The 12,523-nt window shown below is 72.0% G+C and carries 8 protein-coding genes and 1 pseudogene; 3 read left to right on the top strand and 6 right to left on the bottom strand.

Going from position 1 to position 12,523, the window contains the following annotated elements; translation table 11 throughout:
• Positions 1 to 29 precede the first annotated feature (29 nt).
• Together OG202_RS14285 and OG202_RS14280 are read left to right on the top strand one after the other, a co-directional pair.
• Positions 30 to 1,637 carry a fused response regulator/phosphatase gene (locus OG202_RS14285; protein ID WP_326583304.1) on the top strand — a complete coding sequence of 536 codons (1,608 nt, stop codon included), beginning with the start codon at positions 30 to 32 and terminating at the stop codon, positions 1,635 to 1,637.
• Between the two features lie 45 nt (positions 1,638 to 1,682).
• The gene (locus tag OG202_RS14280; protein ID WP_326583305.1) at positions 1,683 to 2,039 is read left to right on the top strand and encodes a 5-carboxymethyl-2-hydroxymuconate Delta-isomerase; all 357 of its coding nucleotides are present in this window, start codon (positions 1,683 to 1,685) and stop codon (positions 2,037 to 2,039) included.
• On the opposite strand, the gene OG202_RS14275 is transcribed toward OG202_RS14280, so the two are convergent.
• From OG202_RS14275 to OG202_RS14265, 3 genes are all read right to left on the bottom strand, one after another.
• Positions 2,036 to 2,731, bottom strand: a complete 696-nt coding sequence (locus OG202_RS14275; RefSeq protein WP_328222826.1) for a TetR/AcrR family transcriptional regulator — start codon at positions 2,729 to 2,731, stop codon at positions 2,036 to 2,038. The genes OG202_RS14280 and OG202_RS14275 overlap by 4 nt on opposite strands.
• A gap of 71 nt (positions 2,732 to 2,802) precedes the next feature.
• Positions 2,803 to 4,749 (bottom strand): hypothetical protein, encoded by a 1,947-nt coding sequence (locus OG202_RS14270; RefSeq protein WP_328224675.1) that lies wholly within the window; start codon positions 4,747 to 4,749, stop codon positions 2,803 to 2,805.
• A 267-nt stretch (positions 4,750 to 5,016) separates the two neighbouring features.
• Positions 5,017 to 8,145, bottom strand: a complete 3,129-nt coding sequence (locus OG202_RS14265; protein WP_328222825.1) for an alpha-N-acetylglucosaminidase — start codon at positions 8,143 to 8,145, stop codon at positions 5,017 to 5,019.
• 115 nt (positions 8,146 to 8,260) lie between these two features.
• On the opposite strand from OG202_RS14265, the gene OG202_RS14260 reads away from it, so the two are divergent.
• Complete coding sequence (locus OG202_RS14260; protein ID WP_327730103.1) at positions 8,261 to 8,713, top strand: hypothetical protein; 453 nt, start codon at positions 8,261 to 8,263, stop codon at positions 8,711 to 8,713.
• Positions 8,714 to 8,803: 90 nt separating this feature from the next.
• Here OG202_RS14260 and OG202_RS14255 read toward each other — a convergent pair whose 3' ends face one another.
• The 3 genes and pseudogenes from OG202_RS14255 to OG202_RS14245 form a co-directional block, all read right to left on the bottom strand.
• Positions 8,804 to 10,396: a DUF1996 domain-containing protein gene (locus OG202_RS14255; RefSeq protein ID WP_327730104.1), complete on the bottom strand. Its 1,593-nt coding sequence runs from the start codon at positions 10,394 to 10,396 to the stop codon at positions 8,804 to 8,806.
• A gap of 278 nt (positions 10,397 to 10,674) precedes the next feature.
• Positions 10,675 to 11,685, bottom strand: a pseudogene (locus tag OG202_RS14250) (NAD-dependent epimerase/dehydratase family protein).
• 169 nt (positions 11,686 to 11,854) lie between these two features.
• On the bottom strand, positions 11,855 to 12,493 hold the full coding sequence (locus OG202_RS14245) for a winged helix-turn-helix domain-containing protein (RefSeq protein WP_327730105.1): 639 nt from the start codon (positions 12,491 to 12,493) through the stop codon (positions 11,855 to 11,857).
• Positions 12,494 to 12,523 lie beyond the last annotated feature (30 nt).

Below are 12,523 nucleotides of genomic sequence, written 5' to 3'. Positions count from 1 at the left end.
ACCACCCGGACGAGAGCCTCATGAGCCTGATGGCCGACGAAGCAAACAGCACGGTGCTGGTGGTCGACGACGCGGCCGCCAGCAGGTACGCGATGGGCGCGGTGCTGCGCCGGGCCGGGCACAGCGTGCTCCCCGTCGCCAGCGCCGGCGAGGCGCTCGCCGAACTCGACCTGCGGCTCCGCTCGGGAGCCCTGCCCGACGTGGCCCTCGTCGACGTCGGCCTCCCCGACATGAGCGGCTTCGAACTCTGCCGCCGGCTCAAGGCCCAGCCCCCGATGGCGGCCCTTCCCGTCGTCCACTTCTCCGCCGCCTCCGTCGCCCCCAGCGACCGCTGCCGGGGACTGGACGCCGGCGGCGAGGCCTATCTGACGGTCCCCGCCGAGCCGGAGGAGATCCAGGCGGTCGTCCGCGCCGCCGTCCGCGGCGCCCGCATGCGCAACGGCGCCGAGGCCCTCGTACGACGGCTCACCCTGCTGTCCGAGACCATCGTCGACGTCCAGGCCGCCCGCACCCTGGAGGAGCTGGCCGGAGCCGCCGCCGAAGGAGCCGCCCGGCTCACCCGGTCGCCCGCCGCCGTGTTCGTGCTCGGCGAGGACGGCCACCTCTACCGCGGCACCTCCCGGGCCCGGGCCCGCACCACCCTCCCCGACGCCGGCGCGCACGACGCCGTGGCCCGGCTCATCCGCCGCGTCACCGACGGCGACCCCGGACCGCACGACACCGTCGTCCCCGCGCCCCTGTGGCCCCCGGGCTTCTTCCGGCCCGGCGTCACCGAGGACGCCCGGCTGGTCCTGGCCCGCACCGAGAGCGGTACGCCCGTCTGCGTCGCGACCCCCGTGCGCGGCACCCGCGGTGCGGCATCCGACACCACGGGCCTGGTCGCCCGCCTCGCCCAGGCCACCGCGCTGGCCGCGCAGCCCCTCCTGATGTACCAGGTCGAGCGCCATGTCGCGCTCACCCTCCAGCACAGCTTCCTGCCCAAGCGGGTGCCCGAGTTCCCCGGCCTCGACGTGGTCGTCCGGTACGTCCCCGCGTCCCGCCAGACCGAGATCGGCGGCGACTTCTACGCGGCCCTGTCCACCTCCGGCGGTGTCCTCACCGCCGTCGGCGACGTCGTCGGGCACTCGCTGGACGCGGCCACCGTGATGGTCGAGATCCGGCACGCCCTGCGCGCCTACTGCGTGGAACAGTCCGACCCCGCGGCGCTCGCCCAGCGGCTCGACCGGATGCTCCAGCACCACCACCCCGACGTCACCGCCACGGTCTGTCTCGCCCTCGTCGATCCGGGCAGCGGACGCGTACGGATCGCCAACGCGGGCCACATCCCGCCGCTGATCGTCCGCGACCGCGGTGAGGCCGAGTACGTGAAGGCCGCCGGGCCGCTCCTCGGGCTCGGCCTGGAACGGCCCGAGCCCACGGAGACGGTGCTGTGGCCGACGGACCGGCTGCTCATGGTCACGGACGGGCTGGTGGAGACCAGGGGAATCGATCTGTCGCTCTCCATGGAACAGCTGCGGGCCGCCGCGGCGGACGCTCCGCCCGGCACGGTCGCGCTGTGCGACACGTTGCTGCACTGTTTCGGGCGGGACCGGGAGGACGACATCGCGATGCTGGCGTTGCGCCTGCGGCTAGGCTGACCGGGTTGCCTTGTCGTCGTCGACCTTTTTGTAGAGGGGCGCCCCATGCCGCAGATCACCGTGGACTACTCCGCCGTGCTCTCCGAGAAATTCGACCGGCCCGCCTTCGCCACGGCCCTGCACGAGGAGGTCGTGCGGACCGCCGCCGCGAAGCCGGAGGCATGCAAGACGCAGTTCCGGGCGACCGAGGACACGGTGGTCGGTCCCGACCTGAGCGGGCACGCCATCGTGCATGTCACGTTGGGCTTGCTCGCGGGGCGGACCGACGAGACGAAGGTGGCGTTGACGGAGAACGTGCTGGAGCTGCTCCGGGAGTACGTGAAGCCTTCGGAGGGGCTGGCGTTCCACGCGTCGGCGGAAGTGCGGGACCTTGATCCCTCGTACCGGAAGTTCGAGATCTAGCCGCGCCCCAAGGTCACCAGGAGTCCCGCCAGATCGCTGAACGGGCCGTTCGCCGGCTCCTCGGCCAGCATGCCGCGGAGCAGGTCCGCCATCTCCTCGTCCTGGGCCGCGCTCACCGCCGCCAGGGCCGCGAAGTCGTGGACGAGCTGGATCTCCAGCTCGCGCCTCGGGATGCGGCGGCCGTCCAGCCAGACGAGGGCCGTGGACTCGGCGAGGGAGATCCAGGAACGGACGACGAGTTCGAGGCGGGCCGGTGGGGCGTCGTCGACGTCGAGGTGCGAAAGGATCTGGACATAGGCGGCCTGGCGCACGCCGTCGATGAGGGCGTTGGTGCGGGACGAACCGACGGCCGGGCCGCCACGCATCAGGGCGGAGAAACCGGGGCCGTGCGCGTCGACGAAGTCGAAGAAGCGGTGCGTGATGCGGAGCAGCCGGGCGCCGAACGGACCCTCGCGGGATTCCGCGAAACGGCTCGCGAGATCATCGGCGGCCCGCGTCAACGCGGCCTCATACAGGCTGAGTTTGCCCGGGAAGTAGTGGTAGACGAGCGGGCGTGAGATGCCCGCCGCCGACGCTATCTCGTCGATGGAGACCTCGTCGGGCGAGCGCCGGCTGAACAGGTCGAGGGCCACCCCGATCAACTGCTGCCGCCGCTCCTCCACACCCATCCTGCGGCGCGCACCGGTTCGCATACGAACACCTTACCGATTGATTCCAGCCTGCCATGGGCTGGATCGCGTGGAGGTGTTCGATGCGCGAGCGGTCACCGGGCCGACTGAAGTCCGTGGATCTCCCGGCCGTTCGCCAGCGTGCCCTTCAACTCGGCCTGTACGCCTTCCTCGACCGGTACGGCCAGGAGGTTGCCCGGGGCCGAACCGCTCGCCCCGCCGCTCAGTTCGACGGAGACCGTGTCCTTGCCACCGGCGGCGAGCAGGTACGAGTCGCCGGTCGCGGACTTCCAGGGACCGGCGGCCAGGACGTGCGGGTCGGCCGGGCCACAGGCGGGGACCTCGTCGGCGGCGGCCGTGATGTACGCGCCGGCCGAGGTGGTGAACTGGGTCAGTGCCCGGGTTCCCGCGCCCCGCCAGGTCTCGGTCCGGGTGCACACCCAGTCGGCCGTGCCGCTTTCGTCGGGCAGCGGCTGACGGGCGAACCGCCAGGCGTTCACGGTCCGCACCCCCTGCGACCGGACGGCGGCCAGGGAACAGGCGAAGGGCGCCCAGGTCGCGGGGGCGGCGGAAGCGTCACGCGCGGGCCCGGCCGTCGGGCGGCCGACCGTGAGCTGCGCGGGGGTCACCTCGGACAGATCGGTCAGCAACCGCGTACCGCCCCGGGCATCGGTCAGTTGCAGCACGTCCCACGACCGGCACTCCCCGGTACGCACCGCCGGACTCGCGAACGGCGCCGTCGTCCCGTCCTTCGTCAGTTCCAGCTTCCGCACCTCGGCGTCGGCCTTCGCCAGATCCCGTACGGCCGCCTCGCGCACCCAGGGCGCCGTCAGATAGCGGACGTTGCCGTCGGCCCGGCCCAGCACCAGGGCGCTCGCGCCGGCGCCGGTCGCCCCGTCGGCCCGGGTCAGGTCGAGGGCGGCCGTGCCCGGGTCGTCGAGGGGCTCGGCGTAACGGGCGATGCGCAGACCGTCGTGCAGCATGACGACCCGGAGGTTGTCGACCTCGCCCGCGTACAGCAGTTGCGGCGGGCCGGGCGGGGGACCCGCCTGGGTGCCGAGGGTGACCGCGACCTGGGCGGACTCACCGGGGCGGGCCCAGACCGCGAGGGCGCGCCGCAGCAGGGCCTTGTCCTCGACGAGATCGCCGCGCGCGGGCCAGGTGGTGAAGTCGGTCCGCCCCGTCGCCTGCCACGCCGTGGCCGCCGCCGTCGTCAACCTGCCCGGATCGAGGGCGGCCTGGGCCGCCGGGTTCCGCGCGTACGGGGGTGCCGCCGCGCTGTCGGGGCCCCACCCCTGCCCGGGCAGCCCGAGGAGCGCCCCGCACACGACCATGGCCGCCGTGGCGGCCAGCGCGGCCTTCAGGTGCTGGCGGCGCCGCATCAGATCGGTGGGGCGGGCGTGCAGGGAACAGGGGTCGTACTCGGGGGAGGACAGCAGCGGGTACTGCCGCGCCGACACGGAGTCGGCCTCCTTCAGCGCCGCGGCCGGACTGCCGACCCCGGCCTCGTCGAGGAGCGTCCGGATCACCGGGTCGGGGAGCTTCTCCAGGCCGCGCAGGACGTAGGCCGCGCGGGCCGGGGAGCTGAGGGCCGACAACCGCTGGTCCAGGGCCAGTTCGTCGGCGCCGCCCGAGCGGGGGAAGAGCCGCAGACCCCACACCCGCGGAAGCAGCGGCGGCAACTGGGACCGCTTCGGCCACGCCCTGCGCCGCAGCGGGAGGCCCGCCTCCAGGGCGGTACGGACGACTTGGAGCCGTACGTAGGCGTACCCCGGGTTGCGCTCCCGTCCCGCCACCGTCCCCGTCGCCTGCGCCGGGATCAGCGATGCCGACCTGCGCCGCCTCGGCAGCGCCCGCTGGGTCAGTGCGTGTGCCGTCAGCACGCGACGATTACGGCCGAGGCCGGGCGGCAACGTCAGGTAGGCGAGCCGCACCAGACGGGGGTAGTGCTCGACGAGCGCGGCCTCCGCCTGCTCGACGTCCACGACCGACTCCTGAGCGCGGGAAGACGCGGGGCGCGGGGCGACATCCTGTGACTGCACGTTCAACAGAACGAGCGAATGGTCGGATGGTCACCAGAGCGCTCCGCTGGGTTGGGTGGGGCGCCTAGGGGGTGGGGGGTGCCCTTTCGTCGGCGGGTGCGGACGGTTCGTGGTCGCTCGCGCAGTTCCCCGCGCCCCTGAAAGGGGCGCGGGGAACTGCGCGAGAAGCCCCACCCACCCGCACCCGAACAACCCACCCCGAGCGGGGTCGAAGGGGCGGCAGCCCCTGGGGGAGGGGACGGGTAGGGGCGGCGGGGGCGAGGAAACCTAGGTGAGCGACCACCCGCTGAACTCGACCAGCCCCCGCGCCCCGCTCCCCCCGTTCGTCGCACTCATGAAGAGCCCCACGTCCTGACCACCCCCCACCGCCCCGGGCACGGACACCGTCCCCACCACCCGCCAGCTCGCCCCCTCGTCGACGGAGCACTCACCCACGTACGCCCCCGCCCCCGCCCGGCTCAACCGCAACACCACCGGCGCCTTCACCCCCGTGATCCGCCGATACGTGTCGAGCGTCCCGTCCCCCGTACTGTCGTACGACAACACCACCCCGTTCGCCGGAGTGACCGCCAGATTCAGAAACCCCGCAGACCCGGCCGTACCGAGGCTGTTCCGCACCACGATCCCCGCCCGCGCCCAGTTCCCGGTCGACGCCTGGGAATCGACCCGGAGAGTGACGGACGTACCGTCCCCAAGCGCCCCCGCCCGATAGAGCGTGCCGAACTCCGCCGTACCCCGCCACAGATCCGCCCCGCCACCATCGATCGCGAACCGGCCCTCCAACTGCCCGAAGACGGCCCCGTTGTTGGTGTAGGTGCGCCACCCCGAATCCACCGGCCCCGCCTCGAACAGCGTTCCGTCGAAGCGCCCCTCGACCCGGTCCTCGCCACGCGGACCGTACTGGACGGTGATCGTGTGGGGGAGCGGCCGCAGCGGACGGTCCAGCGGCACATCCGGCGCGTCCGCGCGCCAGCGCACCGTCCCCGAGCCGGCCGCCGGAACGCTCGGCAACGATGTCGGCCCCTCCGGCTCGGCCGTCCCGTCGAAGCCGCTGAGCGCGAAGTCCACCCGCCCCGTCGCCCTCAGCCCGTTGACATTGCGGAAGACCGCCGAGACCCGCGCACTCCCGCCGGGCGGCAGCACCGGCGGCTCCGCGGTGACGGCCAGCGTCCCCTGGTACGGCGCCCGCGCCAGCACCTCACGCACCCGCGCCGCCGCCCTGTACGCGTCCCCCACCGGCCGCAGCGGATAGTCCTCGCGCTCCCGGGTCCACGGCTCCTCGAACGCGAACCAGTCCACGGCCGCCGGAGCGGTCCCCGTGGCGAGCGCGTCCTCCAGGGTGTCGAGCCACTTCTGCCAGCGCGGGACGTAGAAGTCGGCCATGAGGCCGTTCCACTCCCGGTTGCCGTACTCGTGCAGATCGCCCGTGTCGGAGGTGGCCCGCCCGCCCCACACCGTGATCAGCACCTTCGCCGTCCGCTCGAACTCGGCCCGCTCGGCGTCGTTCGTCGCCAGCAGCCGGGCGTCGTTCACCCACGGGCCCAGCAGGAACGCCCCGTTCGTGCCCGTCACCTCGTCGGACAGCCGCATCAGCCGCAGCCAGAGCGTGGACAGCGCACGGAAGGTGGCGAGGTCCTTGCGCCGGTAGGCCTCGCGCAGCTGCGGCAGGTACTGGCGGCTGCGGTGCGCGAGCGCCTGCCGCGCCACGTCCACCACGTCGTACCGGTACGCCGGGTTGCGGCGCAGCCCGCCCGCCACGCCCAGCAGCCCGGCGAGGGCCGCGTCGAAGCGGCCGGGGTCGTACGTCAGTGCCCTCGGCGCGTACTCGGCGGCGCGGTTCGCGGCGAGATCGGGGCGGGCGCAGAAGAGGGAGTCGTGCGGGTCGCTGCGCTCCACGGCCTGCTGCTGGTACGCGGTGTCGTGCAGCGCCCGCCAGGCCCTGCGGGCGGAGTCGTCGCGGCCGCCGTACCGGAAGTCGGCGTACGAGGAGAACCAGGCGGCCCGGTCGAGCTTCCTCGGGGTCCAGGCCAGTTCGGAGAAGAGCTCGAAGGCGGCCGGGTCGCGGTCGGTGGCCTCGGGCAGGAACGCCGTACCGGCGAGCGCGCTGCCCGCCTTGTCCCGCCAGGCGAAGAACTTGTCGTTCCACAGGTGCGCGCGGGCCCCGATCGTCGTACGGCCGCCGAAGTTGGGGATCGTGCCGAAGCAGTACGGGGTGCCGCCCCAGTCGCGTTCGCGGTCGGTGACACTGGCGTAGCGGTCGGAGACGCCGTCCACGATCAGCATCTTCGACCGGTCGATGGCGTCCAGCAGCTCAGGCAGCGGGTTCTCCTGCCAGCCGAGGATCACCCAGGTGGCGCCGGGACGCGCCTTCTGGAGGGCCTTCTCCACGCCCTGCGCCGCGTCCGGCACCGGCACGTCACCCGCCGTGCCGCCCTCGTGCAGGAGGTCCATCTTGAAGTGGGCCGCCTCGCCGAACACGTCCCTGACGTGGCCGTAGAAGGAGGCGGCGACGCGGGCGAAGGAGTCGGTGCGCGGATCGAGCCAGTCGGGGCGTTCGAAGCCGTGCCAGATGCCCTGCGGGACGACGTGCGCGTCACCGCCGTTGCGCTCCACGAACTCCTTGGGGACGTGCCCGTAGTAGCCGGGCAGTACGGGGGACATGCCCAGCTCGCGCAGCCGGTCGGTGATCCGCCGGCCCAGCGCGGCCCGGCGGGCGATCAGCTCGGGGGAGAGGGGACCGCCGTACCCGGAGAGGTTCTGCAGCAGCCACCAGGGCTGGTGGGAGGGGGCGGGGAGCCAGGCCCGTGACTCCTCGTCGGAGTAGCCGAAGTCCTTCAGCAGCCGGTGGTAGACGGCCTCCATGCCCGCGACGACCAGGACCTCGTTGCAGCCGTGCGCCGCCAGGAGGTCGATCTGGTGTTCCCAGTACGGCCAGTCCGCGTACGGGGCGGTGTAGCCGTCGTTGGTGTCGTTGAGGGCGAAGCGGTGGGGGAGGGCGGTGGATCTCTCCAGGGGCCGGGCGGGGGCGGGGAGGCGGCTCGGCAGGTCCAGCTGGCTGCCGTTCCAGGCGAGGTGGGCCCCGCAGACGTACTTGAGGTACCAGTGGACGCCCATGAGCAGGGTGGCCGGTGTCGTGGCCTGGACCTGGATGCGTCCGGTGGTGCCCGTGACACGGAAGCGGTCGACGGTGCCGCTCCGGTCGAGCAGACTGAGCCGGAACTGTCCGGCATGACCGGGCAGCAGCCGATTGAGCGCGGAGCGCGCGGGAGCCGTATCGAAGACGGGGCCCTCGCCGGGGCTCTCTGCGGCGTGGGCCGGGACCGACCACTGCAGGTGGGTTCCGAGGCCGATGACAGCGGCCGAGCCCAGCACCGTGCGTCGCGACGGACTGTTCATGTCTGTGTGCCCCCTGTGTCGACAGTGGCGGCACGCTAACGGGGCGACCGTCCGTGAACAACGGTGCGCACGGAGCTGGCGAGTTCACGTCGCCTGAACGGACCCGGAGGTACGGATGAGTTTGACGAGGAAGAGGCTTGCGGGGAGCGCGGCCTGCGCGGCCGCCGCCCTGCTGGTGCTGACCGGCTGCGGCTCGGCCGACGACGCCGAGGCCGCCGTCCCCAAGACGGCGACCGGGACACTGGAGCACATCGCGGGCGAGGTGGGCTGCAAGCCGGACATGCAGACGGACGCGGACACGATCCGCCAGGCCCTCTGTACCAACAAGGACGGCGACTTCGACGGCAAGTTCGTCCTCGCGACCTTCGCCACCGACCGGGGCCAGGCGGAATGGCTCTCCGGCGCCAAGGACTACGGCGGCTACTACCTCGTCGGCCGCAAGTGGGTCGCCGTCGGCGAGAAGAAGACGGTGGGCGGGCTGCAGGGCACGCTCGGCGGGGAGATGCAGGAGGGGTCCGCGCACATGAACCCCGGTGGCAGCCACAACGACGGCAGCCACAGCGGCTGACCGCGCCGGTCGCGGTCCCGGGGACAGACGAAAGCCGGCGGTGGGAGATCCCACCGCCGGCTTCCTCAGTGACTCAGAAGCGCTTCGGTACTACTTGCACTTCTGGCCGCCGTTGATGCACTGGACCATCTTGTTCATCGTCTCCTGGTTGAAGAAGTTGATGAAGTCGTTGTGGTCGGTGATCGGCTTGTGCAGGTTCTCCGGGAAGGAGTCGACCGCGAAGGGGTTCACGACCTGTCCGTTCTGGATCTGCGGGGCCGGGACGTTGTAGACCAGTCGGACCTGGAGCTGCGGGATGGCCTGGAAGCCGTTGGAGCAGCTGCCGTCCGCCTCGACGAAGTCCACGTGCGTGCGGTGGTTGGCGCTGTCGATGTTCTGGCCGTCCCAGCAGGACTGGAAGAAGGACGTCCGCACCACGGAGCTGCCCTGCGGGCAGATCGGGTACTTGTCCGTCAGCTGACGGTCCTCGAAGCCGGTGCAGCTCCAGTTCGTGTTGGCGTTGTTCAGGCCGTTCACGAAGGCCTTCGCGTCACCGGTGATGATGCGCAGGGCCGTCGGCATCGCGACGACATTGCCCTTCTTGTTGCCGACGAACTTCAGCTGGGCCTGGCTCGGCTCGACGATCTTGCCGACGTTCTTGTCCACGCCACCGCCGGGGGCGTTGGCGTCGATGTCGTTCGAACCGTCCTGGATACGGATCACCGGCCAGAAGTACGACGACTTGTCGCCCTGGTTCTGGCAGGAGGTCTGCGCGTTGGCCAGGTCCTGGTCGCTCGCGAAGGCGTTGTTGCTCTGGTTGCCCACGTAGTCGTGCTGGTGCTGGGCACCGTTGCTGACACCGGGAGCGACGATCACGTTGTCCGAGTTGCGGAGCTGGTTCTGGTTGACGCCGCAGCTCGTGGTGAACGTGCCCTTCGAACCGCCGTTGCCGTTGGCGGCGAGACCGTTGCCGTTCACGCCCTTCGGGCCGCCGTTCGGCTGGACCTGGGTGATGTCCTGGAAGTCGCCCGCGACCGGGCCGTTACCGCCCTGCCCGCCACCGGCCTGACCCTGGTTACCGCCCTGGTTCTGACCCTGGCCGCCTTGGTTCTGGCCGCCCTGGTTCTGGCCCTGGCCGCCTTGGTTCTGGCCGCCCTGGTTCTGGCCCTGGCCGCCCTGGTTCTGGCCGCCGCCGCCCTGGTTCTGACCCTGGCCCCCGCCGGCGTTGGTCTGAGCCTGGTCGGCCTTGCCCTGGCAGGTCGCGAGCTGGGCCATGCCCTGCGGAGCCTGGCCGCCCACGCGCCGGATGTTGATGCCGATCCGGTCGATGGTGGCCGTCCGCTTGGACTTCAGCGGGCCGAGAATGGCGTTGTTGACGAAGTTGGCGTCGCCCGCCTGAGCCTGGCGCGTGTCAGCGAGGCGCTTGTACGCCTCGGTGATCTGCCGGTCCAGCAGCGCCAGCTCCTTGGCTACTCCCGCGCGCGCCTTCTTGGGCACGTTCGTCAGCTTCTGGCCGACGTCCGGGCAGGCGATGGTGGCGACCTGCGCGGAGGCCAGTGTGCTGTTCTGCTTGGACTTCGACTCGCCCGCTGAGGCGTAGAAGTTCGCCCAGACCAGGCCGCCGCCCGCGACCGCGAGCGCCGCGGATGCGGCAATGGCCCGAACAGCCAGCGGCGAACGTCGTTTGCGTGTGTTGCGTCCCATGGAACTCCTCTGACTTCCTTGCGGGGCTATCGAGGCGCCCGACAGGAGTGAAGCGGCTCCATCAAATACGCGGGGAGTCCCAGGAGTGTTCAGGCGACTCAGAAATTGATGAGAGATTCGTGGGACAAACTGGTTTCAACACCCCACGAAACACCGGGAGTTGCCGATCCCCTACGGCGTGTGTGCGGTGAAGGTCCCTGGTGGGGTCCGTGAAGGGGATGTTTGGGCGGCCCTGGCCAAGATAAGCGAGAACCGCCGCCCGCGCGTCCATTTGTCGGCTAAGAGCACAGCACCTTCGCCTCCACCGACGCGTCCAGCCCCACCGCCGGACGGTCCGGTCGCAGCGGCGCGACCCCGCCCAGCCCCGTCAGTCAGTCCCAGGTGTCCCGTACGGTCTCCTCGACACCCCGGCAGCGGAGTCCGTCCCGTACGGCCCGCGACACGTCCGCCCGGTGCAGCGCGTCGTGCAGATCGCTCTCTTCGGGCACCCACACCGGCAGCTGCGTCCACGGCTCGATCCCCGCATCGAGGATCAACTCCGATGCCGTCCAGCGGAGTTCGGCGGCCCCGCCGGTCACCCGCACACAGGCGTCGAGCAGTTCGCCCATGGTCGACATGCCCGAGGGGCCGACCAGGTTGTAGGCGCCCCTCGACCCTCGTTCCGCCGCGCCGAGAATCCAGGCGGCGAGATCGCGGACGTCGACGTACTGGAGGGGGAGGTCCCGGGGGCCGGGCGCCAGGACCGGTCCGCCCCGGGCGGCACGGGTGAGCCACCAGGGCAGCCGGCCGATGTTCTCGTACGGCCCGAGGATCAGCCCGCAGCGCACGAGGAGCGAGCGGTCGGGGCCGAACGCCTCGACCGCGGCGAGTTCCCCGCCCCGCTTGTCGCGGGCGTAGTCGGTCTGCTCCGCGTCGGCCGACGCGCCGTCCACCAGCGGTGCCCGCTCGTCGTACCCGGCGGCGGGGGGCCAGGCGTACACCGAGCAACTCGACACGTACACATACCGCTCGGCCACGCCGGACAGCAGCCGCGCGGTGTCCCGGACGGCCCGCGGCGCCGCCGACCAGGTGTCGACGACGACATCCCACCCGTCCCCGCCGGAAGCGGAGCCGGCGGTGGAGGCGTCGACGAGCGCCGCGAGCCCGTCCGGTGCGGTGCGGTCGCCCAGCAACGACCGCACCCCGGCCGGAGGTTCGTGCCGTCCCCGGTGGAAGACGGTCACCTCCCAGCCGCGGGCCAGCGCCGACTCCACGACGGCGCGACCCACGAACTCCGTACCACCCAGCATCAGAAGTCTCATGCCGCCGACTCTGCCCGCCGGGCTGTCGGCACGGAACGGGAATCTGCTCTCAGGAGATCCGCTCTCAGAAGATCCACTCTCAGGAGAGCCGTCGAGCTGGAGGCGACGACGTCCCGTTACGGGACGATGAGTGGCTCCGACGCCAACGGGTCGGACGTCAACGGCTCAGCGGCGGCGTGTACTTGTACCCGACCCGCCGCACCGTCTGGATCGCCTGGCGGAACTCCGCGCCGAGCTTGCGGCGCAGCCGGGCGATGTGGACGTCGACGGTCCGCCCGTCGCCCACATGCCCGTAGCCCCACACCGTGGTGACCAACTGGTCGCGGGTGTGCACCCGGTTCGGATGCGCGACGAGATGGGCGAGGAGTTCGAACTCCAGATAGGTGAGGTCGAGCGGCCGCCCGCCGACCTCGGCGGTGCGCTGCACGGTGTCCACGCGGACCAGCCCGTCCTTGCCCTCGACGGACCCGGAAGCGGAAGCCGCACCGGAACCGGCGTGGTCGGCCGGCTTCTCCTCCGCGACCACGAACGGCAGCACCGGCGGCTGCTGGTCGGCCGGGACAAGCACCAGGTAGCCGACCATCGGCGGCCGGCCCGGCAGCGTGGGCAGGGTGTGCGGGGGAGCGGGCAACCAGGTGGCGCCCGGCGGCAGGAAGTCCGCGATGTCCACGACCTCGTCCCGCCCCACGGCACGCAGTCGGTGCCGGGGGGCGCCGGGCGCGGGGACGGCGACGGGGGCGGAGCCCGACGCGGCGGTCAGCGGGGTGGCGGTCGACAGAGAACGGGTGTTCGCCATGAGAGGTCAGCTCTTTCGCGCGAGAGGTTC

Source organism: Streptomyces sp. NBC_00310, assembly GCF_036208085.1.
In the GTDB taxonomy this organism is placed as follows: domain Bacteria; phylum Actinomycetota; class Actinomycetes; order Streptomycetales; family Streptomycetaceae; genus Streptomyces.
The sequence above is the reverse complement of the archived record's forward strand: the minus strand, read 5'-3'. Positions and strand labels throughout refer to the sequence as shown.

What these genes read in the sequence shown, in the direction of transcription:
- OG202_RS14285 (WP_326583304.1), top strand. Translation starts at nt 30, where the DNA reads ATGGCCGACGAAGCAAACAGCACGGTGCTGGTGGTCGACGACGCGGCC.
- OG202_RS14280 (WP_326583305.1), top strand. Translation starts at nt 1,683, where the DNA reads ATGCCGCAGATCACCGTGGACTACTCCGCCGTGCTCTCCGAGAAATTC.
- OG202_RS14260 (WP_327730103.1), top strand. Translation starts at nt 8,261, where the DNA reads ATGAGTTTGACGAGGAAGAGGCTTGCGGGGAGCGCGGCCTGCGCGGCC.
- OG202_RS14255 (WP_327730104.1), bottom strand. Translation starts at nt 10,396, where the DNA reads ATGGGACGCAACACACGCAAACGACGTTCGCCGCTGGCTGTTCGGGCC.
- OG202_RS14245 (WP_327730105.1), bottom strand. Translation starts at nt 12,493, where the DNA reads ATGGCGAACACCCGTTCTCTGTCGACCGCCACCCCGCTGACCGCCGCG.
- OG202_RS14265 (WP_328222825.1), bottom strand. Translation starts at nt 8,145, where the DNA reads ATGAACAGTCCGTCGCGACGCACGGTGCTGGGCTCGGCCGCTGTCATC.
- OG202_RS14275 (WP_328222826.1), bottom strand. Translation starts at nt 2,731, where the DNA reads ATGCGAACCGGTGCGCGCCGCAGGATGGGTGTGGAGGAGCGGCGGCAG.